At 63.5% G+C, this 21,646-nt stretch carries 25 protein-coding genes, 4 tRNA genes and 1 pseudogene; 14 read left to right on the top strand and 16 right to left on the bottom strand.

The window, feature by feature from the left end; translation table 11 throughout:
• Nucleotides 1-881 precede the first annotated feature (881 nt).
• The 3 genes from OG976_RS09450 (at nucleotide 882) to OG976_RS09445 (ending at nucleotide 2,542) form a co-directional block, all read left to right on the top strand.
• On the top strand, nucleotides 882-1,319 hold the full coding sequence (locus OG976_RS09450; protein WP_328360994.1) for a DUF4189 domain-containing protein: 438 nt from the start codon (nucleotides 882-884) through the stop codon (nucleotides 1,317-1,319).
• 176 nt (nucleotides 1,320-1,495) lie between these two features.
• Nucleotides 1,496-1,963 (top strand): DUF4189 domain-containing protein, encoded by a 468-nt coding sequence (locus tag OG976_RS26820; RefSeq protein WP_442930447.1) that lies wholly within the window; start codon nucleotides 1,496-1,498, stop codon nucleotides 1,961-1,963.
• A gap of 243 nt (nucleotides 1,964-2,206) precedes the next feature.
• Nucleotides 2,207-2,542, top strand: coding sequence for a DUF732 domain-containing protein (locus tag OG976_RS09445; RefSeq protein ID WP_328360991.1), 336 nt, complete (start codon nucleotides 2,207-2,209; stop codon nucleotides 2,540-2,542).
• Nucleotides 2,543-2,612: 70 nt separating this feature from the next.
• Here the strand turns inward: OG976_RS09445 and OG976_RS09440 are convergent, their stop codons facing one another.
• Nucleotides 2,613-3,008 (bottom strand): DUF7341 domain-containing protein, encoded by a 396-nt coding sequence (locus OG976_RS09440; RefSeq protein ID WP_328360988.1) that lies wholly within the window; start codon nucleotides 3,006-3,008, stop codon nucleotides 2,613-2,615.
• Between the two features lie 156 nt (nucleotides 3,009-3,164).
• Entirely contained in the window at nucleotides 3,165-3,611 is a 447-nt protein-coding gene (locus tag OG976_RS26815; protein WP_442930446.1) for a DUF4189 domain-containing protein, read from the bottom strand.
• A gap of 369 nt (nucleotides 3,612-3,980) precedes the next feature.
• On the opposite strand from OG976_RS26815, the gene OG976_RS09430 reads away from it, so the two are divergent.
• The gene (locus OG976_RS09430; protein ID WP_328360986.1) at nucleotides 3,981-4,418 is read left to right on the top strand and encodes a hypothetical protein; all 438 of its coding nucleotides are present in this window, start codon (nucleotides 3,981-3,983) and stop codon (nucleotides 4,416-4,418) included.
• A 158-nt stretch (nucleotides 4,419-4,576) separates the two neighbouring features.
• On the opposite strand, the gene OG976_RS09425 is transcribed toward OG976_RS09430, so the two are convergent.
• The 6 genes from OG976_RS09425 to OG976_RS09400 form a co-directional block, all read right to left on the bottom strand.
• Nucleotides 4,577-5,206: a DUF7341 domain-containing protein gene (locus OG976_RS09425; RefSeq protein ID WP_328360984.1), complete on the bottom strand. Its 630-nt coding sequence runs from the start codon at nucleotides 5,204-5,206 to the stop codon at nucleotides 4,577-4,579.
• Nucleotides 5,207-5,254: 48 nt separating this feature from the next.
• Nucleotides 5,255-6,046, bottom strand: a complete 792-nt coding sequence (locus OG976_RS09420; RefSeq protein WP_328360981.1) for a hypothetical protein — start codon at nucleotides 6,044-6,046, stop codon at nucleotides 5,255-5,257.
• Nucleotides 6,039-6,260, bottom strand: a complete 222-nt coding sequence (locus tag OG976_RS09415) for a hypothetical protein (RefSeq protein ID WP_328360979.1) — start codon at nucleotides 6,258-6,260, stop codon at nucleotides 6,039-6,041. Before OG976_RS09415 ends, OG976_RS09420 begins: the two co-directional genes overlap by 8 nt.
• Nucleotides 6,261-6,329: 69 nt before the next feature.
• Nucleotides 6,330-6,647 (bottom strand): hypothetical protein, encoded by a 318-nt coding sequence (locus tag OG976_RS09410; protein ID WP_328360976.1) that lies wholly within the window; start codon nucleotides 6,645-6,647, stop codon nucleotides 6,330-6,332.
• Nucleotides 6,648-6,899: 252 nt separating this feature from the next.
• On the bottom strand, nucleotides 6,900-7,058 hold the full coding sequence (locus OG976_RS09405) for a hypothetical protein (protein WP_328360973.1): 159 nt from the start codon (nucleotides 7,056-7,058) through the stop codon (nucleotides 6,900-6,902).
• Nucleotides 7,055-7,279: a helix-turn-helix domain-containing protein gene (locus OG976_RS09400; RefSeq protein ID WP_328360970.1), complete on the bottom strand. Its 225-nt coding sequence runs from the start codon at nucleotides 7,277-7,279 to the stop codon at nucleotides 7,055-7,057. The genes OG976_RS09405 and OG976_RS09400 overlap by 4 nt, the downstream gene beginning before the upstream one ends.
• A gap of 115 nt (nucleotides 7,280-7,394) precedes the next feature.
• On the opposite strand from OG976_RS09400, the pseudogene OG976_RS09395 reads away from it, so the two are divergent.
• Nucleotides 7,395-7,640 (top strand): annotated as a pseudogene (locus OG976_RS09395) (helix-turn-helix domain-containing protein); the annotation flags it as partial.
• Between the two features lie 62 nt (nucleotides 7,641-7,702).
• Here OG976_RS09395 and OG976_RS09390 read toward each other — a convergent pair.
• Nucleotides 7,703-7,778 (bottom strand) — tRNA-Lys (locus OG976_RS09390).
• A 122-nt stretch (nucleotides 7,779-7,900) separates the two neighbouring features.
• Here OG976_RS09390 and OG976_RS09385 point away from each other — a divergent pair.
• The 3 genes from OG976_RS09385 (at nucleotide 7,901) to OG976_RS09375 (ending at nucleotide 8,187) form a co-directional block, all read left to right on the top strand.
• Nucleotides 7,901-7,973: transfer RNA gene (locus OG976_RS09385), tRNA-Glu, on the top strand.
• 22 nt (nucleotides 7,974-7,995) lie between these two features.
• Nucleotides 7,996-8,072, top strand: a tRNA-Asp gene (locus tag OG976_RS09380).
• 41 nt (nucleotides 8,073-8,113) lie between these two features.
• Nucleotides 8,114-8,187, top strand: a tRNA-Phe gene (locus tag OG976_RS09375).
• Nucleotides 8,188-8,276: 89 nt separating this feature from the next.
• Here the strand turns inward: OG976_RS09375 and OG976_RS09370 are convergent.
• The 5 genes from OG976_RS09370 to OG976_RS09350 form a co-directional block, all read right to left on the bottom strand.
• Nucleotides 8,277-8,429, bottom strand: coding sequence for a hypothetical protein (locus OG976_RS09370; protein ID WP_328360968.1), 153 nt, complete (start codon nucleotides 8,427-8,429; stop codon nucleotides 8,277-8,279).
• Between the two features lie 660 nt (nucleotides 8,430-9,089).
• Nucleotides 9,090-10,316 carry an oxidoreductase family protein gene (locus OG976_RS09365; protein WP_328360965.1) on the bottom strand — a complete coding sequence of 409 codons (1,227 nt, stop codon included), beginning with the start codon at nucleotides 10,314-10,316 and terminating at the stop codon, nucleotides 9,090-9,092.
• A 55-nt stretch (nucleotides 10,317-10,371) separates the two neighbouring features.
• Nucleotides 10,372-10,989 (bottom strand): TetR/AcrR family transcriptional regulator, encoded by a 618-nt coding sequence (locus OG976_RS09360; protein ID WP_328360963.1) that lies wholly within the window; start codon nucleotides 10,987-10,989, stop codon nucleotides 10,372-10,374.
• Nucleotides 10,990-11,132: 143 nt separating this feature from the next.
• Nucleotides 11,133-11,783 carry a hypothetical protein gene (locus OG976_RS09355; RefSeq protein WP_328360960.1) on the bottom strand — a complete coding sequence of 217 codons (651 nt, stop codon included), beginning with the start codon at nucleotides 11,781-11,783 and terminating at the stop codon, nucleotides 11,133-11,135.
• Nucleotides 11,784-11,993: 210 nt separating this feature from the next.
• On the bottom strand, nucleotides 11,994-12,320 hold the full coding sequence (locus tag OG976_RS09350; protein WP_328360957.1) for a hypothetical protein: 327 nt from the start codon (nucleotides 12,318-12,320) through the stop codon (nucleotides 11,994-11,996).
• 769 nt (nucleotides 12,321-13,089) lie between these two features.
• Here OG976_RS09350 and OG976_RS09345 point away from each other — a divergent pair.
• Genes OG976_RS09345 through OG976_RS09335 form a run of 3 tightly spaced genes read left to right on the top strand, consistent with a single transcriptional unit; the run spans nucleotide 13,090 to nucleotide 16,462 of the window.
• Nucleotides 13,090-14,166, top strand: coding sequence for a phosphotransferase family protein (locus OG976_RS09345; protein ID WP_328360955.1), 1,077 nt, complete (start codon nucleotides 13,090-13,092; stop codon nucleotides 14,164-14,166).
• An 8-nt stretch (nucleotides 14,167-14,174) separates the two neighbouring features.
• Nucleotides 14,175-15,524 (top strand): flavin-containing monooxygenase, encoded by a 1,350-nt coding sequence (locus OG976_RS09340; RefSeq protein ID WP_328360953.1) that lies wholly within the window; start codon nucleotides 14,175-14,177, stop codon nucleotides 15,522-15,524.
• Nucleotides 15,521-16,462 (top strand): alpha/beta hydrolase, encoded by a 942-nt coding sequence (locus OG976_RS09335; protein WP_328360951.1) that lies wholly within the window; start codon nucleotides 15,521-15,523, stop codon nucleotides 16,460-16,462. Before OG976_RS09340 ends, OG976_RS09335 begins: the two co-directional genes overlap by 4 nt.
• On the opposite strand, the gene OG976_RS09330 is transcribed toward OG976_RS09335, so the two are convergent.
• Both OG976_RS09330 and OG976_RS09325 read right to left on the bottom strand, forming a co-directional pair.
• Complete coding sequence (locus tag OG976_RS09330) at nucleotides 16,416-17,237, bottom strand: mycofactocin-coupled SDR family oxidoreductase (protein ID WP_328360949.1); 822 nt, start codon at nucleotides 17,235-17,237, stop codon at nucleotides 16,416-16,418. The genes OG976_RS09335 and OG976_RS09330 overlap by 47 nt on opposite strands.
• Nucleotides 17,234-18,406, bottom strand: a complete 1,173-nt coding sequence (locus OG976_RS09325; RefSeq protein WP_328360946.1) for an acyl-CoA dehydrogenase family protein — start codon at nucleotides 18,404-18,406, stop codon at nucleotides 17,234-17,236. The genes OG976_RS09330 and OG976_RS09325 overlap by 4 nt, the downstream gene beginning before the upstream one ends.
• Nucleotides 18,407-18,504: 98 nt before the next feature.
• On the opposite strand from OG976_RS09325, the gene fabG reads away from it, so the two are divergent.
• From fabG to OG976_RS09310, 3 genes are read left to right on the top strand one after another with little or no spacing between them, the layout of a single operon-like run.
• Nucleotides 18,505-19,245: a 3-oxoacyl-ACP reductase FabG gene (gene fabG, locus OG976_RS09320; protein WP_328360943.1), complete on the top strand. Its 741-nt coding sequence runs from the start codon at nucleotides 18,505-18,507 to the stop codon at nucleotides 19,243-19,245.
• Nucleotides 19,245-20,456 (top strand): acetyl-CoA C-acetyltransferase, encoded by a 1,212-nt coding sequence (locus tag OG976_RS09315; protein ID WP_328360940.1) that lies wholly within the window; start codon nucleotides 19,245-19,247, stop codon nucleotides 20,454-20,456. The genes fabG and OG976_RS09315 overlap by 1 nt, the downstream gene beginning before the upstream one ends.
• Nucleotides 20,453-21,646 (top strand): acyl-CoA dehydrogenase family protein, encoded by a 1,194-nt coding sequence (locus OG976_RS09310; protein WP_328360937.1) that lies wholly within the window; start codon nucleotides 20,453-20,455, stop codon nucleotides 21,644-21,646. Before OG976_RS09315 ends, OG976_RS09310 begins: the two co-directional genes overlap by 4 nt.

The following is a 21,646-nucleotide window of genomic DNA, read 5'->3' as shown; positions in this document are numbered from 1 at the left end:
GAGCCGTCCGTTTCCCAGCATCTCGCCGTGGTGGAACCGTCGATTGGCGCGCCCTAGAGACGCTTGCGAGGGCTGAGAGTGTTTGTGGTGGAGCAGTTCTGGCGACCCGCCAGAATCGCTCGCTGAATCGCCATACCCCAGGCCAGCGTTGTGCTGCCAAATTCTGGGGGATTTGCGTCTACCGGGCTATGGGCACACGTGTAGCGCGCCCCCCTAGTCTGCACGAAATTCTGGCTGCGTCAATAGCGGCTCGGTCAGCGCGGCATGTCGGCTGCACGCTTTGCTCTACTCGAGGACGCTAGCTGGGGGCGGGAGACCGAGTTGCTCGCGGAGGTCGACGTGTTTGTCTGGTGCCCGGGAGTGGCCGCGCTGTTGGCAGGTGCAGCCGTAGTCCCTGATCACTTAGAGTGCTGGTGATCGAATGAGTTCGACTGCGCTGTAACAGTGTTGGGCATCAGCGGCACAGCATGTGGAGCTCGCCGCGGGAAAGTACGGGGGGTGGCTATGGTGGCACAGGGTGTTGATGTCGTCAGCCCAGGCGTTGATGATCCCGGCCTTGCGGCGGACTTCGTCGGTCGACGACGCGATGGCCCGCGGGAGAAGCAGGCTTGTGCCATTCACTTTGACACTGGTTCGGGACGGGGCTACTCAAGGGCGGCGTGGGGGTGCGCGTCGTACAAACGCTGATGTGCTACCAGAACCTGCCGACGACAGAGATATACACGCGCGTTCCGGGCCGCGTCGAGCGCAAGCCCTTTGACTGCTTGACCCGTTCAGAACCGAGCCTCTGGTGCCCGTAACGCTGAGTGAGCTGATACTCGGAGATGAGGTCAACCACTTCGATCACAGCAAAGCCATGGGATGGTTTAGGCCGTCAGGTCATGCACAGGATTGTCGCAGCAAAGTTTGGTGCACCGGCGTCGGTCGTGATGATGTGGAGCGTCGCGCCCCCGTTCGCGCACGCCAGTCCCGAGGATCCGTATGGCAATGATTGGGTTGCCATGGCGGTCGCTCCGACCGCGCCGGGTACACCGATGAGTTACGGCCTTGCAGGGACTCAGGAAGAGGCTGTTGGTATCGCCATGGATCTTTGCACTAAGGGCAGTGCAGGTCATCCTTGTTACGTGGTGTCCACTATCGAATACGGCTGCGTGGCCGCGGCAATCAACGAACGGACCGGGGCGTTTACCGGCGGGCGCGGCCCCGACGAGACCAGTGCAATACAGGAAGCGGCGGATAGAAGGCTACTCGACGCTGACCCAGAAGGCTTCAACGTGGCCGGGGTCCAGTGCTCGATACCGTTGACGCCGCCTCAGTAGTTCACCCACTCGGATGGCAACCACGCCAACAAGCGCCCAACAGCGATCCCAGCAACGTCACCTGATGGATTAGGCTACCTTCACAGATCCGCCAGCCACCGCTAATATTCGGTGATGACTAGGGCGATGGAACCTTCGCCGACCCTCTCGATCGAAACGCCCTGACAGGACAAGCCATGAATTTTCGCTTTGTCATCGCCACCGCATTGGTTGCTCTTAGCCTTGTCGTCGCACCAGCGGCTCACGCGACTCCACTGGTCGCCGGACCTCCCTGTCCACCAGGGACCTACGTCAATCTCAACGATATAAGTGGACCCTGCTTGTCAAACACACCTGGCAATGACTATTTGGCATACGCCGTCTCTGTCAGCGCCAATCGAACGTTCTGGGGCACGGGAGCCAGCGAACGCGAAGCGGACACTAGCGCGATGGTCGAATGTGCTGCCTCCACCAACTCTGCGTGCGATCTCATCGCGCATACGAGGAATGGCTGCATTGCAATTGCGTCCGGCGACCTGCCAAACAGTGAGGGTGTGATTCCGAGCGAGGCGGGGGTCGGCCCCTCCGCGGATGCCGCCTCGGCCGATGCCGTGGCCCGCCTACACGGTGGACAGGTATACGACCTCAATTGCTCCGGCTCATAAGCATAACCTTCGACCGGATTTCGGCAACAGGACAGTGATCCCTTCGCTGGACCTTGCATTAACATGTCGGCGGATAATCCATGCCGTGCCGTTTTGCCATCGTCACCTGCTCACAGTTAATTGTCAGCAGCATGTCTGGGACGGGGTATGGGAAAGCGTATAGGCGCGTTGTGGTGCGGTATCGGAGCCACGGCAGTGAGCTTGGTCGGTTGCGGGACGACAACCGAGCAACATCCTGCGACGGTGTCGACGGTCACGGTTGCGTCCAGCAGTCCGTCGGCCACCGAGGCAGCGACCGTCGCGCCGACGTCCACAACACGGCCCGGCGACATCACCGACCAAGACCGGGTGTTCCTAGCCCAGCTGCAGTCGTCGTCACAATGGTCATTCTTTTCCACCGTGGAGCGCGGCAGCCTGTTCGAGTCGGCACACATGGTGTGCAATAAGTTCGATACCGTCGGCAAGGTTGGCACCTTGCAGTGGATGCTCGATGCTGGTTTCAACATTGATCAGGCGACCCCCTTTATGGTCGCCTCGGCAATGGCCTACTGCCCGAAGAATTTATCTGGCGTCCAGTAGTCCGGCCCCAGATGGTCTGAACTCGCCCCCTACTGAAGGCCCGGGGGCGATCTTGACTCGCCCGCGGGTTTTACCCCAACTCCGGAGCCCGGCGTAGAGATACGGTTCGTACTTTGATCATGAGGTCGATGTTGTGGAGCTGGACGGCCGCGTCGGTCCAGAAGGGCGGGCGCGACTTCGATCCTCGGCCGCTACCGGTGTTGCTCTGCTGACCGAGTTCGACGGCCTCCTTGAGTTGGGTGTAGAGGCGGGCGTGGATGTGAGTGTGGTGGAAACGCTTATACGCCACCAGAACCTGGCGACGAGACGTATCTACACGCCTGTCTCCGAGCAGCGCCGAGCACAGCGCATTCGTCGGCTTGACCCGTTCAGAGTCGATCCGCTGGTTCCCGTAGCGCCGCGCATGCGTGAACTGATACTCGGAGATGAGGTCAACGACATCGATCCAACCCAGAGTCTGCTGCACGAATGGGTGACACCCTTATCTGATCGTGCGGCAGACCTTTTGCCCTCTGGTGGTTTGAAATGGCCGGGCTGGCGAAGGTGTCGAGGGCTATTCGACTCATCCAATGGATCAGCGCCGGTTGGCGCGAAGGGGCCAAATCGAGTCGGCGGTGGATGATCAGGGCTCGGGACATTCGGTGGCGTACACCTGCCCATTGCTTAGGGTCGCCAACGCGTTGGCTGAAGCAGCATCTGGGGTGGTGCCGACACCTGCTTGAACTGCGCCGGTAGTCATGTCAGTTGCGATTGCGACGCAGTTGTTATGCGTGCTTGCGACGATTTCACAAGCAGAGTTGGTCGTCGCAACACACCCGGCCATCGCGATACGGGTCGATTCCCGTTCGCTGATTCCTTTGCCTGCGTATGCGTAACCATTGTTCGCGACTGCAAAGGCCACGTAGTCATTGCCTGGTGTGTTTGGTAGGCATGAACTCAGATCATCGGGGTTCACGTGCGTTCCCGGCGGGCACTCAGGCGCGGCGACGAGCGGACTCGACTGAGCCGTTGGCGCGACGAGAAAGCTGGACGCAACCACTGCGGTGGTGATCGCCGAGCGACAAATCATGGTTTGTCCTCCGGGTAAGTGGTGAGAAGGTTAACGAAGGTGTCTTCGTCGTATTACCGGCGAATATTATCGCTAGGTACTGCCCCGGGTTCAGCGATATGGATCTTGTCGGCCAGCAGCCCTGGTAACCCGATCTGGGCGGCCAGCGCCATCACCAAGACCAGCCTGGCACACAACACCAGATGGTCTCCGTCGGACACCCCCGACGTGGCATTGAAGTTATAAGACAATTGCGCCGGAAGTGCCTTTCTGAACTCGGGCCGATTGTTGCGTAAGGAACACCAATCATCGCAGCTCAGAAGCATTCTCGTCATATCAACACCCGAACAAAAAGTACTCAGTGGAGGATCGAGGTTAAGCTATCGGGTCATGCACAGGATTGCCGCAGCAAATTTTGGCGTACTGGCGTCAGCCGCGATGATGTGGAACGTCGCGACCCCGGTTGCGCACGCCAGTCCCGAAGACCCGTATGGCAACGATTGGGTGGCACTCGCGATCGCCCCGTTCGCGCCGGGAACGCCGACGAAGTTCGGTATTGCGGGGACACAGGACGAAGCTGTGCGGATCGCCATGGACTTCTGCAACAAAGGCAGCTCTGGCTATCCATGTTACGTCGGGTCCACGACCGAATACGGCTGCGTGGCCGTCGTGATTAACCACCGGAGCGGGTCCTTCAGCGGTGGTCGTGGTCCCGACCTGAACAGCGCCATCCAGGATGCGGCCAACGGAACCGCCACCGATCCTGACCCCCATGGCTTCGAAGTGGCCGGGGCAAAGTGCTCCGAACCTTCGACACCGCCGACGTAGTCCACCTCGCCGGACCTTCGTCGCGGCAGTGACAGAATCTGAACTCACGAAATCGGCCTCCTCGCCGAGAGGCTGGGAGATGCGGATCTTAGCTTGAGCCAAAGCCGTCTGTAGCGGTTCGGTCAGCGCACCGTTTTGTCGTCGTACACTCTCAAGACCTACTCGAGGACGCCGGCCGGGAGCGGGAGGCCCAGTTGCTGGCAGAGGTCGATGTACTTATCGGGTGCCCAGAAGTAGCCGCATTGTTGGCAGGTGCAGCCGTATTCGGCGATCACTTGAAGCGCTGGTGATCGGATGAGTTCTCCTGCGCTGTCTCGTTTTTGGGCGGTGGCAGCGCCACAGCACGGGCAGGCCGCGGAGATGTATTGGACGTGGCTCTGGTTGAGCAGGGTGTCGATGTCATCAGCCCAGGCGTTGATGATGCCGGCCTTGCGGCGGACTTCGTCGGTATCTTCGACGGTCCATGTCTTGGCAGACAGTGTGCGAAGTTTGACGACGGTGGTGCCGGCGGATCGACACCAGACCTTGATCATGAGGTCGATGTTGTGGAGCTGGACGGCCGCGTCGGTCCAGAACGGCGGGCGCGATTTCGATCCTCGGCCGCTACCGGTGTTGCTCTGTTGACCGAGTTCGACGGCGTCCTTGAGTTGGGTGTAGAGCCCGGGGGCCTCAATGTAGGCGTTGTTCTGGTAGCCCGTGGTCGGTGTGATGAGCCGGTCGATAGCGCTGCGGAGCCTGTGGACGGCGGCGGGGAGGTTGGGGCGTCGTCCCGGCGTCGTGGCAGTCATCTTCCCTCACATGGTGATTGGGCTCGAGTTTCGGCAGTATCCTGACGGTCAGCCATCAGCAGCCACCACTAGCGATAGCCCGTGATCGCAAGGCCCGAGAGTTTCGTTGCCGGCGTAGTCCACACCGCTGATCCGTCCAAAGTCGTCACAGCCCAGCGGGCAGTTGTCGATGAGTCGCTGCCGCCGACGCCGTTCGAAATCGTTGGCAGCGGCCAGAGCGTCGTTGTGCTCGAGGCGATGTGTTTGCCACGCGTCGAAAGCTGTTCGGGCATTGGCGCAGTCGGAGCACTTGAGCCTGGTCCCGTACGGATGGTTGTCACAGAATCGTGATGGCGGCCCGTCGATGTGTGCGTCAATGTGGGCCCGTGGTGACGTACCCGAGTTACGTGACACACCAGTAGTTTTGGTGAATGACTCTGGTGGGAGGAACGGCTGTTCCGGTGATAGCGACTTGTACGTTCCGGCGGTGGAGTTGTTCACAGGATGCGTCGTTCCGGTGATGGGGTTGCCAACAGGAACAGCCGTTCCGGTGATCAAAGTGGGTACGACGATGCGATAGACGGCTGCTCGGGCGGCTCGCGGGTTTGCTGGAGCGGTTTGCTCGATAAGTCCGATGGTGCGGCCGCGCTCCAGCGCGCTGCGGACTGCACGCGTTGTGATAGAGCACATTTCGGCCAGGTTCGCTTCCCCGGGGTGGGCGTTGGTCCCGTCGCGGTAGTCAGAGAACGTCTCCAGAGCCAGCACAACAGTTTTCTGTGCGGCGGTGAGGTCCTCACAGCCGATCACCCGACGCACCCACTGTCGGCGCTGCTCGGGCGTGATAGTCATCCGCTCAGGCATTCGGCACGGCCTCCTGCAAGGTGTTAGCGATGCGGCGGCACCGGTATTCGATTACGCCGCAGGCTTTCCAGTACTCGAGCGTGGCGCCGATCGCGCGAACGTCGCGCTCGGTGAGGTCGTTGGTCGAGCCGATTGAGCGCCAGGTGATGAACGAACAGACCGCCAACCTGTGCGGACGGCGTTCGACCCCACCTTCACGGAAGAGCGCGAACATGCGGCGTACGAGCGGAGCCGGAGCGTTAGGTGCCATGTGCGGCGCAGGCTGCGCGGTTCTGCCGGCGCGTCACGATGACACCGCCGAGGCGGCTTTGGCGTACAGCGCAGCGATGAACGAAACCCACTGGCGGGCTTGGCTTTCGTCGGTGATCGCCACGGTTGCGGGGTGATCGACACCGGCAAAGTGCGCGATGTCGGGGAAGGTCACCAGGAACCACTGCGGCGACCCGTCGTCGTGGCGTTGTGCCAGTGATTCGAACGCGGTTATCACCGCCTGGCCGCCGACCATACCGTCAATGAACGGGTGGGAGACCGTGCTACCCGGTGTTCCAGTGAGTCCCTCGCGGATCTCAAAGGGCTCCTGGGCTACCGTGGAATACGACATCGGGTTCCTTTCACCTTGGGTTCCGGTGTCATTCGGAGGGTCGCCGGGCATGGCGGCCCTCCAGCTTTTTTCAGGTGGGGAAGAAGGGCCTGCCTGGCTGCTGTTGGCACTCGCTTCGGAGTTCCAGGCGCCACCCGCACATGTCGTCCGGGCTGGCAAGGTCACTGGAGCCAAGCGGACAGCTGCTCAACCCGTCCAGAGAGTCGAGCGGATCAAGGGGGGTGATCGCGCGATCTGGTGCCGACAGGTGTGTCATTGCGTCCACCACAGATCGTCATACCAATCGTCGATGTCGCGGTCGTCTGCCGAACGTGGCGGTGACTTTGCCTTCTGCAGACTTAAAGATGCGCCGAAGCCGATCCCACCCGCCAACATGAGGATGAACAGGGCTGTCACCAGCGCGCTGTTCACGCGCTGGCCTTCGTAGGCAGCAGGTCAGTCGGATCGACGCCGCAGAGAGATGCGATTCGGTAGATCTCATTCACGGTGAACGGCGCGACCCCGGCGAGGCGACGCGACATGGAGGACTGCGAGATGCCCGCTGCGTCAGCCGCTTCCTGCTGTGAAATCCGGTTACGGGCCATGATGGCGCGCACCTCGGCTGCTATCCCACCTGTCGGCGAATCGACCATGAAAGAGTAATTTACCCATGCGTGGGTGAAAGTCAAGAGCCGTCAGGCGTGTCGTCGGTGGGAGCCCAAAACCCACGTGAGTTTTTCACCCAGTTGTGGGTGATTTTGTGCACGGATGGATCTACTATCGGCTGTCATGAGCAAGGTCATCTACATGTCGGATCGGTCGGCTGCCCGCGCGAAGGTGGCGACCGAGGTTCGTGTCGAAATGGCGCGCATCGGAATGAAGGAATCCGCGCTTGCGTCGGCTTCCGGAATCTCGCAGTCGACACTGAATCGGCGCCTGAAGCCGGCGAGTGAGCGAGACGCCTTTACGGTCGACGAACTCGAGCGTGTCGCCGATGTGCTGGGCGTCCATCCTGCGACGTTCTTCCGCTCGGTCTCCGGTCGCGATGGCGGCGGAGACGACGACGGCGGAGCTGCTGGTGCCCCCACCAGGGCTCGAACCTGGGACCTGCGGATTAAAAGTCCGTAGCTCTACCGACTGAGCTATAGGGGCGCGTCGGACAGAATACTGCCTCGGGGAAGGGGTCCTGGTTTTGGGATTGGGCTGTCGGTGCCCTAAGCTAACGACGCTCCAACGTTGACTCGTTGCGAGTAACCCCGAAGAGATTCGGCCGGGCCCCCATCGTCTAGTGGCCTAGGACGCCGCCCTTTCACGGCGGTAGCACGGGTTCGAATCCCGTTGGGGGTACGCAGTACACGCAGGAAAGCAAGGCCCTGTGGCGCAGTTGGTTAGCGCGCCGCCCTGTCACGGCGGAGGTCGCGGGTTCGAGTCCCGTCAGGGTCGCCATGTATGTGGTGAGGCACTTAGCGTTGAAGACGGTGCCTTCCGGCCAGGTAGCTCAGTTGGTACGAGCGTCCGCCTGAAAAGCGGAAGGTCGCCGGTTCGATCCCGGCCCTGGCCACTTTGAACGTTGATGATCAACGCCCAATCAGCGCAGATAAGATCTCGAAATCAGAGCTTCTGGTCGTTCGTGCGGCCGAATTCTCAGACCTACGTGACGTCGTCCAGTCCGTCGTCGTAGAGGTCGGCATAACGCGAGCAGTCACCGTGATCAAGGCGTGGCCCATGGTCGTCTGGCGCCAGCGCATGCTGGGCAGTGTGCGCCAGCTCGTCGGCATCCAAAGCGTTTAGCCGTGCCGCCACCGTCGCCCAGATCTTCGAAGGCGTACCAGATCCCACGCCTCGTCTTGGCGCGCTCGGCGTTCAGATGACCGCTGAAGGAACGACGACGACACCCCCCGGGTAAACCGCCGAATCGCAACTGAGCGAAGACCCACCATCGTGATGGCCAAAGCAATGAGATAACCGGTCACGGGATTCCTCCCTCGGCCGATGCGGCGTCAGATGGTCGGCCGGACACGCCGGTGGTGCACCGGTCATACGGGGCCCCGCCCGGTCCGTACGAGGCCGCACCGCAGGCGGCGCACCGGGGAAGGGCTGCGGGCTAGGAGCCGGGCGCGGCAGACAAGGACGGGTGTCCCCGATCGAACTGGGCGGCACCCCAGCAATGGTCACCGTTGAGGTGCCCAAGAACATCCGTATGGGGGACCGAGGCGGCGATCAAGACCAAGGGCCCGCTCGGTGAGAAAGAACTCGACGTGCTGCCCCGCGGAGACGGTCAACTGACCGGCGCCATCCCCATGGAGCGGACCACATCGCTCCTATCAAGCCCCGGACGCCCCTCGGTGACCTGTCACGGCGGGGGCACTCTCTTCTGAGCTCTTGGGGTATCGCTTTATTGGGGATCAACAGGCCACAACGTGACGTCGACACCGTCGTCTACCAACCGGCGAACCCGCGGTGTCAACGATCGGCGGCCGAAGCCAGCGCGCCGAAGCCGTCCAGATCCACGATTGCCTGCCCTGCGCGTTCAATGATCGCTAGGCAGTATTCGTCGGGCTGCCAATTCGGGTGGTAGGCGGCACGGCCCAACGTGAACACCCACGCGATGTAGGGCTGGAAGCAGTGCCGTCTGTACTCGAGCCACGCTTGGTCGAAATCGGGTGCATCGCCGCCGGCCTGGGCGAGCCGCTCCAGGTAATGGGCGATCAGATCCCGCTCCCACGCGCGACGGTCTTCTACCGATAGTGCTGTGATCATGGTGTACGCGACATCCCAAGCCCAATGGCCGCGGTGGATAACCTGCCAGTCGGACAACCCAGTACGCCCTGCGTTGGTCCGGTATCGCTGGCCGGCGTGGCCGTCGCCATGCAGCAGCGTTGAGGCCATAACCCGGTCGATCTCAATGGTGCGTAGGTTGGCGTCGTAGATTTCGTCGGTGCGACCAGCGATCTCGTCGGGTATTACGCGGTTTGCACGCTTGACGCCCACGTGTGATCTGGATCTGAAGTTGACGAGGCTATCAGTCCAGCTGATGAGGCCGAACGAGTCTCGCAATCCGTTCGAGGCCAACTCGGGACCGGCCCAAAAACGCCCATGCATGGCTGCAAGGTCGCCCAGTACGTCCTCCATGCCGGCACGATCCGAAGCATCTACCGGGGTGAGGAATCGTGCGCCGCGAGTCGCGGCGACGTCCTCCATGACGGTAATCGACCGGCACGACCGTTCGTCATAGGCGCCGTAATAACCGTTCGGCGCCTCTATGTCGAGTTCGGGTCGAAGCCGCGAATAGAAGGTCGACTCCCCGCTGAGCATCCCGGTGAGGCCGAGCATGAGCCGCTGTTGCCATGAATCGGTGGTCTTGACGAACATCTGGGTAGGTAAGCCGGCCTGCTGTCCCTTGTCATTCCACTGCACACATAGCGAGAACCGCATCGTGGTTCCGCCGTGGCGCTGCGGGCAGCTGAAAGCGATGACTTCCGCGCCGGGCACATCCTTTCGGAGTGCCTCGGTGAGCCAACTGCAGGTGAGCTGCTCGGGACGAGTGGGGATGTCCGGAAGAGTGCCAACCACCGGGCGTCGACGGATCACGTCGCTCAGCCAGAAACCCGTCACTGATGCGATCCGTTGACCCAGGTAGCGCGCCGAAGCGCGGTCTTGGTGGTGGATCGCGGCGGAATGAATTGACACTGCAGCTCCTAGCAAGTGGGGCGGACCGAATAGGCAGGGCGAACCGAAAAGGTCGCTACATCGCCACGTCTTGGCGTCCTGGGCCCATTGCCAAAGAGTCGATGTAACTCGCAATACGCCGCCGCGCCGCGCTCAAATCGGTGCTCGGATCCGCCGCCCATTCGTAGGCGTATCCGCGTGTCAGCGCCAATGTGATGCTCGCAATCTCGGCAGGTTCGAACTGGGGCGAGAGCTCACCGAGGGCGACAGCATCGCGCGCCGCATCCTCGGCTTGTCGGCGCAGCGCTGCGGTCTGCTCCCTCACTTGCACTGCCGCCCATCTGGCCGAGGGCTCCAGTGCGAGCATCAGATAGGCACGCGCTTCGTCTGGCGTTTGGATGCAGCGGTGCAGTGTGCAATCGGCGATCGCAGCGAGCCTCGCAAGGCCAGCCTTGTCCGTCGTGGCCTTGCGAAACTCATCCGCATTCTTTGCGAGCACCCGGTCGAGGATTGCCGTCAACAGACCTGCTTTCGAGCCGAAATGGTGGGTGGCCAGGCCGCGGCTGTAGCCGGCAAGCTCGCCGACCTCAGCCAATGTCATGGCGGCGTATCCGCCTCTGCCAATCGCCTGGGTGGCGACCTGGCACATCAAGTCGATCGCGTTCTCGCGCTGGGCTTCCCTCTTGCCGGCCATAAAGACTTCTTCCTCAACCGATCTCGAACGCCACTACCTGGCAACTAGCGTGAGAAGAACTATCCGCCCCAGGTCGATGTCCCCGGTCGCGTGGCGACCGAGGACATCGGCACGGCGCCGTGTTCCGAAATGTATATCGCGGGTCAGCCCATGCTCTTAGGGGCGAACTGGCCGCTAAGGGCGTGCGATTTACGAAGCCAGGGCCGTTGGTCAACGAGGTAGAGGTAAGGGATCATCAGCAGCGGCCCAACGATGAAGACGCCATTGAACAAAAACATGCCGATCACCCCGGTGGAGCCGTCGAACCGGTTGTCCGTATCCATCACAGCGTTGGTGACCCAGATAACCCAAAAGACCACCATCATCCACGTCGAGGTGATCATCCAGCCGAGGCCCCAGGGCTTCCCCTTCATGAAGCCCCACGATGCGGCGAGGCGACACGGCCATACCACCAATACTGCCGCGACGATCAAGGCCTTCTCACCTGGGCTGCTCACGCCCCCGAGGACAACATCACCCAGGTGGCCGGCATTGACGCCGTGGAGGTATCCGCCGTCAAACACCCTCCCGTAGATGTACTCGGCGGTCGCGGTGATAGCGGCCCGCCCGGCGAACAAATCAATGGACCAACCGATGAAGTTCGCTGCCGAATCCCCGATGGCAAAGCCCCCGACCAGAGCCACATGCCATGGAACGCTCGCTATCGCGCCCTGGCGCTCGGCTTTACGACTGATGAGCTGCCCCCAGATCATTAGCGGAAAGCCAATGGGGCCAAGGAATATAGTGCTGGTCAACAAAACGCCCCAAAAGAAAAGTAGTTCTCCTTTTCGGTGATTCCGTTGGAGTTTGGCACTATCCAGCGGCCCCGCTAAATCTCGCTCGCTAGGGGTATTGGTCGCAACATAGGGCTTCGACATTTTAATATTCCGTTCGCTCTGAGGCAAAGTTCGCCGGCGTCCGAGGTCGTCCGGCCTTCCGATTTGAGATGAGACGGGCGTCGTCGGTCATGGCGTCTGCCAGCCCCAAGCCCAAACGCCTAGGGGCATCAGCAAGGCACCCTCGAGCAGAATTCCGAAGCTGACGATGAGGGCAAGTATCAGTGTCACCTTGACGATTGTTGGGAAATTCTTCCAACTTCCGTCTTGTCCGCCATTTCCATCGGTGTCGGCATACAAGTCGCCGTTGGTCGTGCCGGCGGCCATCTCCGCCTCCGGCGAAGGGAGCATGCGGCGGTCTCCGAGCAATGCCATGAGCTTCCACCAAAAGAACACAACTGCGCTGTCGAAAATGATCAGCAGTCCGTAGTTGCCGAGATCCGCGAGTCGAAACATCTTTGTACAGGTCCTATCGTCGCCGGGTTTGGACGCTCAGAATGGTTTGGCCGGGCCGGGGCCCAAGCTCACGAGGATGGCGATCGTCAGGAGCGCGAGCATCACCAGAGAATACGACCATACAAACATGCGTACGCCTTTCAACCGGGCCTCGTATTCTGGGGATTTGTCATTCGGATATCGCAGAACGGCGCCTTCGCTATGGGCGCCAGATTTCGATGTATCAATATCGGCCACTGTTGATTTCCCTTTCCGGCTAGCGCATTGAGAAAGAACGGTTGCCGTAGATGGCCAGTCTTTCTCGCTTGTTTGATGGCTAGCTAGTTGATTAGAGGTTCGCTGAGCGTACGACAGGCGAAAATTAGTGTCAAGGTTCACATTGTGCCGGCTGTCGGTGGCACGTCACATTGGCCGGGTGCGCCGCTGGTCAGGCACACCTTCGCGACGGCGTCCACTGCCGTTTCGCACGCGCTATTGCGCTGACTTGGCCGAAACCACTTGCTGTTGAACAACTTCGGGCTCACATGAGGCGTCGGCACCGAACCGCCGCGACCTCTACCGGATGCGACTACGCCACGCGATTCTGCAGCCCGGGCCGGTTGGCCGCCGACACTTTGCGCGCCATCACGGCTGACAAAGCGCTGCTGGTCAGGCCTCGCCGGGCCATGGTGCCTGGGCTCTTCGCCCGCCCGGCTCCCGGACTGCCCAACCGGATGGGGGCCCGATTCGTGTCCCGGCAGCGTTCCGCTGACGAACGGTCGATGACACTATGAGCGATGTGTCTACCATCCCGCGGTACCCCTCCGATGTAACGCCCGGCTGGCTCGCCGAGGTCCTGGCAGGTCGAGGTACGGCAACCGAGGTCACCTCGGTGGACGTGCGCCCTGTCGGCACCGGGCAGACCGGCGCCACCTTCCGGGTGAGCGCGACCTACGCCGCCAATCCGCACGGCGTGCCGCAGACGTTCATCCTCAAACTGCCCTCCAGTGACGACGCAGTACGCGATCGCGTGGCATTGGGCTATCGCAGCGAGAGCGCCTTCTATCAGTCCGTCGCCGACCGGGTCAGCATCCCGATCCCGCAATGCTTCCATTGCGAGGTCACCGACGACGGGTCCAGTTTCGCCCTGCTGCTGGCAGACCAGGCACCCGCGGTGCAGGGCGACCAGATCGCCGGCTGCGGTGTCGAGGAGGCCCGGCTGGCCGTCCGCGCCCTGGCCGGGCTGCACGGCCCCACCTGGTGTGACCCGCACTGGCACGCTTTCGAGGGTTTGGTCATGTCGACCAACGGCGAAGATGCCATCCGGGGCATGGGTGAGATCTCCAAGATGGCCGCCGACATCACCAGGGGCAAGCTCGCAGGCAAGCTCAGTGACGCCGACGCCGAAACCCTCTCCGCGTCGATGGCTGCGGTCACACCGTGGCTGCTGCAGGCACCTGATCGTTTCGCGCTGCTGCACGGCGACTACCGGCTGGACAACCTGCTCTTCGACGGCGACCGCGTCACCGTCGTCGACTGGCAGACCCTCGGCGTCGGCCTCGCCGGTCGCGACCTCGCCTACTTCACCGGGACGAGTCTGGAGCCCGACGTCCGGGCGGCGGTGGAGAAGGACCTGGTCGCCGAATACCACCAGGCACTGCTCGAGCAGGGAGTCGAGGACTACGACCTGGCGACCTGCTGGCAGGACTACCTGCTCGGCATGATCCAGGTGCCGCTGATCTCCGCCCTGGGTTGCGCATTCTCGATCGAAACCGAGCGCGGCGACGACATGATGGCAGCGATGTTGCGCCGTGGCTGTCAGGCCATCCGCGACCTGGGGACCCTCGATCTCATCGAAGCCGAATAGGAGCAGACATGGGTGATGCCCTGCCCCGCACCGCGATCATCGGTGCGGGCATCAGTGGACTCACGTCGGGCAAGATGCTCAAGGACTACGGGGTCCCGTACACCACCTTCGAACTCTCCGACCGCATCGGTGGCAACTGGGCATTCGGCAACCCCAACGGACTCTCCAGCGCATACCGGTCGCTGCATATCGACACCTCCAAGCAGCAGCTGTCGTTCAAGGACTTTCCGATTCCTGAGCACTTCCCGTCCTTCCCGCACCACAGCGACATCAAGACCTATCTCGACTCCTATGCCGAGGCGTTCGGATTGCTGGACAACATCGAATTCAGAAACGGCGTCGCGCATGCCGCCCGGCGAGCCGACGGCCGCTGGGACATCACCGACCAGCACGGCGACACCCGCGAGTTCGACCTGCTGGTGATCGGCAACGGACATCACTGGGACGCCCGCTACCCGAACTTCCCGGGCGAATTCACCGGCGAGACGATCCATTCCCACCACTACATCGACCCGCACACGCCGCTGAACCTCACCGGCAAGCGCATCCTGGTGGTCGGCATCGGCAACAGTGCCGCCGACATCACCGTCGAACTGTCGTCGAAGACTCTGCAGAACACCGTCACCCTCTCGACGCGCTCCAGCGCGTGGATCGTGCCCAAGTACATCGCCGGGCGCCCCGCCGACAGCCTCGCGCGTACCTCGCCACACATCCCGCTGTCCTGGCAGCGCAAGGCGATTCAGTTGATGGCCCCGTTCATGGGTGTCGACCCGCAGCTCTACGGCCTTCCGGCGCCGAATCACAAACTGTTCGAAGCGCATCCGACGCAGTCGGTGGAGCTGCCCCTGCGCCTTGGCTCCGGGGACGTCGTCCCCAAGCCGAACGTCGCACGGCTCGACGGCGACACCGTCCACTTCGAGGACGGCACCAGCGCGGTGTTCGACGCCATCGTCTACGCCACCGGCTACAACATCACCTTCCCGTTCTTCGACCCCGACTTCATCAGCGCGCCCGGCAACGACATCCGGCTCTACAAGCGAATGTTCGCCCCCGGCATCGACAATCTGGTGTTCATCGGTTTCGCCCAGGCCATCCCCACGTTGTTCCCGTTTATCGAATGCCAGGCCAAGCTGCTGGCCGCCTACGCCATCGGCCGCTACGCCCTGCCGCCGGTCGCGGAGATGGAGCGGGTGATCGACGCCGATCAGAGGAAGTACGTCGGGCACTGCGTCGACCGCCCACGCCACACCCAGCAGGTCGACTACGTCCACTACGAGCACGACATCCGCACTCGCGAGTTGCCCGCCGGCCTCAAGCGCGCCGAACTTCGACGCCTGCGAACCAAGGAAGCCGTATGACGCCCACCGACATATCCTTCGACTCGGCCGGAGTGCTCTGCAGCGGATGGCATTTCGCCGGCGAGGGTGATCGCTTCTTTGGGCCCGCGGGCAGGCCGGTGGTGGTGATGGGTCACGGCTTCGGCGGTACCAAGGACTCCGGGCTGGCCCCCTTCGCCGAGCGGATCAGCCACGCGGGCATCGACGTGCTGGCCTTCGACTACCGCGGGTTCGGCGCCTCGGAAGGATCACCGCGCCAGACGGTCTCGGTGGCGGCCCAGGTAACCGACTTCCGATCGGCGGTCGCGGCGGCCAAGCGACTGCCCGACGTCGACCCGAACCGGATCGTGCTGTGGGGGTCGTCGATGTCGGGTGGCCACGTGCTGCAGGTAGCCGCCGGGCGGCCCGACATCGCGGCCGTCATCGCCATGACACCGCTGACCAGTGGCCTGGCGGCCAGTCGCGCCGCGGTGGCGCACCGCGACGTCGGAACGGCGTTGAAGTGGACGGCGATCGGGTTCAAGAGCCGCGTCGACGTGACCCGCGGCCGCCGCCCCACGATGATGCCTCTGGTGGCCCACCCCGGCGAGCCCGGCGGGCTGACGCTCGACGGCGCGTACGAGAGCTACACCGCGCTGGCCGGTCCGACGTGGCGCAACGAGGTCGACGCGGCCGCGGGACTTCAACTCGCCGGCATCCGAACAGCGCAGGCCGCCAAGCAGTTACGCTGCCCGGCGCTGTTCCAGATCGCCGACTTCGACCGCTATGTTCCCGCCGACTCGGTGGCCGACACCGCAGTGCTGGCCAGGGGACAGGTCCACCACTACCCGTGTGACCACTTCGACGTCTGGCCCGGTCACGCGTGGTTCGACCGGGCCGCCGACGATCAGGTGGCGTTCCTGACCCGCGCCTTCAGTACTTCGTCGAGCCCTGATCGACTGAAATCGCCTCAGCGGTAATCAGTTTGGCGTCGTCGCTGGCCAGGAAGCACACCGTGTCGGCGATGTCCTCCGGCTCGGCGATGTAAATCGGCAGGAACGGCAGCATCATGTTGTTCAGCGCCGGGTTGGTTTCCATCGCCTTGCCCAGCTCGGCCACCATGTCGCCGGTACCCATGTCGGTGTTGACCGGTCCGGGGTGCACGCTGTTCACCCTGATGTTGTGCTTGCCGAGTTCGGCGGCGAATGCCCTGGCCATGCCGGTGACGGCATGCTTGCTGGCGGTGTAGTGCACCATGAACGGCTGCATCTTGATGCCGGCCGCCGAGCTGATCAGGATCACCGACCCTCCGCGCCCGCCATCGACTATCGCCGGAGCGCCTGCCATCACGGTGTTCCAGGTTCCAGTCACGTTGACGTCCATGACATCCCGGAAAGCTTCCGGCGTGATCTCGTCCCACGCCGATGGTGACGTGATGCCCGCGTTGGCGACGATGATGTCCAGCCTGCCCAGTTTTGCTACGCCGTCCGCGACAGCGTCCTTGAGACCGGCGTGATCGCGGACGTCTACGACGGCTGGCACGATCCGCCCGCCGGCCGCCTCGACCAGGCGCACGGTCTCGGCCAGATCCTCCGGGGTGGCCGGGTTGTACGGCACGCAGTCCGGCAGCTTGCCCGCGATGTCGACGGCGATGATGTCGGCACCCTCGCTCGCCATCTTCACCGCGTGCGCGCGGCCCTGGCCGCGGGCGGCTCCGGTGATGAACGCGACCTTGCCGCTGAGCTTTCCTGTCATGCTTTGCGCTGCGCTTCCTTGACTAGTCCGCCACCGATGATCAGGCGCTGAATCTCGCTGGTGCCCTCGTAAAGCCGCAACAAGCGCACCTCTCGGTAGATCCGTTCGACCGGGACACCTCGCATGTATCCGGCGCCGCCGTGTACCTGGACGGCAAGGTCGGCGACCTTGCCCGCCATCTCGGTGCAGAAAAGCTTGGCCACCGACGGCGCTATCCGACGGTCCTCGTCGTGCAGCCACTTGCGCGCGGCATCGCGCGCCAATGCGCGGCCCGCCATCACACCGGCCTGCTGGTCGGCCAGCATCGCCTGCACCAGTTGGAAGGTGCCGATCGCGGTGCCGCCCTGGGTGGCGGTCGCGGCGTAGGCCACCGACTCGTCCAGCGCGCGTTGGGCGGCGCCGACCGCCAGTGCTGCGATGTGAATGCGCCCGCGCGCCAGCGACGTCATCGCCGCGCGGTATCCGTGGTCCTCGCTGCCGCCGATCAAGGCGTCGTCGCCGACGCGGACATCGGTGAAGGTCACGTCCGCGGTCCAGGCGCCCTCCTGGCCCATCTTGGCGTCCTTGACCCCCACCTCGACGCCGGGGGTGCCGGCCGGCACCAGGAACACCGCGATGCCCGCACCCTTGTTGTCGGCGGGCCTGGTGCGGGCGAACACGATGAACAGATCCGCCACTGGCGCGTTGGTGATGTACTGCTTGCTCCCGTTGATCACCCAATCGCCCTCGTCGCGAACGGCTTTGGTCTTCAAGCCGGACGGATTGGACCCCGCGCCGGGCTCGGTCAGCGCGAAGGAGGCGACGACCTCGCCGGTGGCGATGGGTTCCAGCCAGCGAGTCCGCTGCTCGTCGGTGCCGAAGCCCACGAGCACCTGACCGGCGATGCCGTTATTGGTGCCGAACATCGACCTCAGCGCCAGGCAGGTGTAGCCCAGTTCCATGGCCAGTTCGACATCCTGGGTGATGTCCAGGCCGAGGCCGCCCCACTGCTGCGGGATCGCGTAACCGAACAGGCCCATCTTCATGGCCTGGTCACGCAGGTCGTCAGGAACCTTGTCCTCGGCGACGATCTCCGACTCCCGCGGCACGACGGCCGTGCGGACGAAGTGGCGGGTCTGAGCCAGGATCTCGCGGAAGTCGTCGTCGCTGACAGCAGCAACTGGGCTCATCAGAGCTCCTTGTGAGTGGGGGCACGTATCGGTGGCGATCATATATGAAATATGATTCTGCGAAGTTTCGCGTTCGCAGCCTGGAAAAGGGAGATCAGATGTCGTTGCTGGCCGGCCAGACGGCTGTCATCACCGGTGGAGCGCAGGGCCTGGGCTTTGCGATCGCCGAGCAGTTCATCGCCGAGGGTGCCCGGGTGGTCATCGGGGACATCAACCTCGAGGCCACCGAGGCGGCGGCGGAGAAACTCGGCGGTGCCGAGGTGGCCCGGGCCGTGAAATGCAATGTGACGTCCTATGCCGACGTCGACGCTCTGGTCGATGCCGCAGTCGAGCAGTTCGGGCGCTTCGACGTGATGGTCAACAACGCCGGCATCACCCGGGACGCCACCCTGCGCAAGATGACCGAGGACGAGTTCGACCAGGTCATCTCGGTGCACCTGAAGGGCACCTGGAACGGCCTGAAGAAGGCCGCCTCGGTCATGCGTGAGCAGGGCAGTGGCGCGATCGTGAACATGTCGTCGATCTCCGGCAAGGTCGGCATGATCGGGCAGACCAACTACTCGGCGGCCAAGGCCGGGATCGTGGGAATGACGAAGGCGGCCTCCAAGGAACTGGCCCATCTCGGTGTGCGCGTCAACGCCATCCAGCCAGGGCTGATCCGTTCCGCCATGACCGAGGCTATGCCGCAACGTATTTGGGACTCCAAGGTCGCCGAGGTCCCGATGGGGCGCGCCGGTGAGCCGAGCGAGGTCGCCAAGGTGGCGCTGTTCCTGGCCTCCGACCTGTCGTCGTACATGACGGGGACGGTCCTTGAGGTCACCGGGGGACGGCACCTCTGATGCCGACCGCGGTCATCTGCGAGCCGGTTCGCACACCCATCGGCCGCTACGGCGGGATGTTCGCCTCGCTGAGCGCCGTCGAGCTGGGAGTCGCTGCGCTGAAGGGACTGCTGGAACGCACCGGCGTGTCCCCGGACGCCATCCAGGACGTCATCTTCGGGCACTGCTACCCCAACAGCGAAGCGCCCGCGATCGGCCGGGTGGTCGCACTCGACGCCGGCCTGCCGGTCACCGTGCCGGGCATGCAGGTCGACCGCCGCTGCGGGTCGGGACTGCAGGCCGTGATCCAGGCCTGCCTCCAAGTCGCCTCGGGTGACAACGATCTCGTCGTCGCAGGCGGTGCGGAGAGCATGAGCAACGTCGCCTTCTACTCCACCGACATGCGGTGGGGTGGTGCCCGGCACGGAGTCACGGTGCATGACGGGCTGGCGCGTGGCCGCACGACCGCAGGCGGCAAGCTTCATCCGGTGCCCGGCGGCATGCTCGAGACCGCCGAGAACCTGCGCCGTCAGTACGGCATCTCCCGTCTGGAGCAGGACGAGTTGGCGGTCACCTCGCATCAGCGGGCGGTCGCCGCGCAGAACAGCGGTGTCCTGGCCGAGGAGATAATCCCCGTCGCGGTGTCCACCCGCGGTGGTGACCAGCTCATCGACACCGACGAGCATCCGCGTGCCGACACCACGATCGAGTCGCTGGCCAAGCTCAAACCCGTTCTGGCCAAACAGGATCCCGACGCGACCGTGACAGCCGGAAACTCCAGCGGCCAGAACGACGCCGCGTCGGCATGCTTGGTCACCACCGCCGAGAAAGCCGCCGAACTGGGTCTGCGGCCACTCGTCCGGCTGGTGTGCTGGGCCTCGGCCGGGGTGGGTCCTGAGATCATGGGCATCGGTCCGGTGCCGGCCACCGCCGTCGCGCTACACAAGGCAGGCCTGCACCTCGGTGACATCGACGTGATCGAACTCAACGAAGCCTTCGCCGCGCAGGCGCTGGCGGTCATGCGGGAGTGGAAGTTCACCGACTCCGATCTCGAGCGCACCAACGTGCGCGGATCGGGCATCTCGCTGGGCCACCCCGTGGGCGCCACGGGCGGTCGCATGCTCGCCACGCTGGCCCGCGAACTACACCTGCGCGACGCGCGCTACGGGCTGGAGACGATGTGTATCGGCGGCGGGCAGGGCCTGGCGGCGGTGTTCGAAAGGGTGACATGACCAAACTCGCGCAAACCCTCGGGCTGACCGAAGTGCAGGCCGAAATCATCTCCACCGTGCGGCAATTCGTCGACAAGGAGATCATCCCCAACGCCCAGGACCTCGAGCACTCCGACACCTACCCGCAGGCCATCGTCGACCAGATGCGCGACATGGGGCTGTTCGGCCTGATGGTGCCCGAGGAGTACGGCGGGCTCGGCGAGTCGCTGCTCACCTACGCACTGTGCGTCGAAGAACTGGCCCGCGGCTGGATGAGCATCTCCGGGGTCATCAACACCCATTTCATCGTCGCCTACATGATCCGCCAGCACGGCACCGACGAACAGAAGCAGCGTTTCCTGCCCCGGATGGCCACCGGCGAGACCCGCGGCGCCTTCTCGATGTCCGAGCCCGAACTCGGTTCCGACGTCGCCGCGATCCGCACCCGGGCCCGCGACAACGGCGACGGCACCTACACCATCGACGGTCAGAAGATGTGGCTGACCAACGGCGGCAGCTCGACCCTGGTCGCGACGCTGGTGAAAACCGACGAAGGCGCCGACAAGCCGCACCGGAACCTGACCGCGTTCCTGATCGAAAAGCCCTCCGGCTTCGGCGAAGTCGCGCCCGGTCTGACGATCCCGGGCAAGATCGACAAGCTGGGGTACAAGGGCATCGACACCACCGAGCTGATCTTCGACGGCTACGTCACCGGCGCCGAGAACGTCCTCGGCGCCAAGCCGGGACAAGGCTTCTTCCAGATGATGGACGGTGTGGAGGTCGGCCGCGTCAACGTCGCCGCCCGCGCCTGCGGGGTCGGGTTGCGGGCGTTCGAGCTCGCGATCCGCTACGCCCAGCAGCGCAGCACGTTCGGCAAGCCGATCGCCGAGCACCAGGCCATCGCCTTCCAGCTCGCGGAGATGGCCACGAAGGTCGAAGCCGCACATCTGATGATGGTCAACGCCGCCCGACTCAAGGATTCCGGGGAACGCAACGACGTCGCGGCCGGGATGGCGAAGTATCTGGCGAGCGAGTTCTGCTCGGAGGTCACCCAGCAGAGCTTCCGGATTCACGGCGGCTACGGGTACTCCAAGGAGTACGAGATCGAGCGGCTGATGCGCGACGCCCCCTTCCTGCTCATCGGCGAGGGCACCAGCGAAATCCAGAAGAACATCATCAGCAAGCGGCTACTGGCCGACTACCGGATCTGA

It is taken from the genome of Mycobacterium sp. NBC_00419 (genome assembly GCF_036023875.1).
GTDB lineage: Bacteria > Actinomycetota > Actinomycetes > Mycobacteriales > Mycobacteriaceae > Mycobacterium.
The sequence above is the reverse complement of the archived record's forward strand: the minus strand, read 5'-3'. Positions and strand labels throughout refer to the sequence as shown.

Coding starts and splice junctions, on each gene's coding strand:
- OG976_RS09450 (WP_328360994.1), top strand. CDS start 882: ATGCACAGGATTGTCGCAGCAAAGTTTGGTGCACCGGCGTCGGTCGTG.
- OG976_RS26820 (WP_442930447.1), top strand. CDS start 1,496: ATGAATTTTCGCTTTGTCATCGCCACCGCATTGGTTGCTCTTAGCCTT.
- OG976_RS26815 (WP_442930446.1), bottom strand. CDS start 3,611: ATGATTTGTCGCTCGGCGATCACCACCGCAGTGGTTGCGTCCAGCTTT.
- OG976_RS09430 (WP_328360986.1), top strand. CDS start 3,981: ATGCACAGGATTGCCGCAGCAAATTTTGGCGTACTGGCGTCAGCCGCG.
- OG976_RS09425 (WP_328360984.1), bottom strand. CDS start 5,206: ATGACTGCCACGACGCCGGGACGACGCCCCAACCTCCCCGCCGCCGTC.
- OG976_RS09420 (WP_328360981.1), bottom strand. CDS start 6,046: ATGCCTGAGCGGATGACTATCACGCCCGAGCAGCGCCGACAGTGGGTG.
- OG976_RS09415 (WP_328360979.1), bottom strand. CDS start 6,260: ATGTTCGCGCTCTTCCGTGAAGGTGGGGTCGAACGCCGTCCGCACAGG.
- OG976_RS09410 (WP_328360976.1), bottom strand. CDS start 6,647: ATGTCGTATTCCACGGTAGCCCAGGAGCCCTTTGAGATCCGCGAGGGA.
- OG976_RS09400 (WP_328360970.1), bottom strand. CDS start 7,279: ATGGTCGATTCGCCGACAGGTGGGATAGCAGCCGAGGTGCGCGCCATC.
- OG976_RS09360 (WP_328360963.1), bottom strand. CDS start 10,989: ATGGCCGGCAAGAGGGAAGCCCAGCGCGAGAACGCGATCGACTTGATG.
- OG976_RS09350 (WP_328360957.1), bottom strand. CDS start 12,320: ATGTTTCGACTCGCGGATCTCGGCAACTACGGACTGCTGATCATTTTC.
- OG976_RS09345 (WP_328360955.1), top strand. CDS start 13,090: ATGAGCGATGTGTCTACCATCCCGCGGTACCCCTCCGATGTAACGCCC.
- OG976_RS09340 (WP_328360953.1), top strand. CDS start 14,175: ATGGGTGATGCCCTGCCCCGCACCGCGATCATCGGTGCGGGCATCAGT.
- OG976_RS09335 (WP_328360951.1), top strand. CDS start 15,521: ATGACGCCCACCGACATATCCTTCGACTCGGCCGGAGTGCTCTGCAGC.
- OG976_RS09330 (WP_328360949.1), bottom strand. CDS start 17,237: ATGACAGGAAAGCTCAGCGGCAAGGTCGCGTTCATCACCGGAGCCGCC.
- OG976_RS09325 (WP_328360946.1), bottom strand. CDS start 18,406: ATGAGCCCAGTTGCTGCTGTCAGCGACGACGACTTCCGCGAGATCCTG.
- fabG (WP_328360943.1), top strand. CDS start 18,505: ATGTCGTTGCTGGCCGGCCAGACGGCTGTCATCACCGGTGGAGCGCAG.
- OG976_RS09315 (WP_328360940.1), top strand. CDS start 19,245: ATGCCGACCGCGGTCATCTGCGAGCCGGTTCGCACACCCATCGGCCGC.
- OG976_RS09310 (WP_328360937.1), top strand. CDS start 20,453: ATGACCAAACTCGCGCAAACCCTCGGGCTGACCGAAGTGCAGGCCGAA.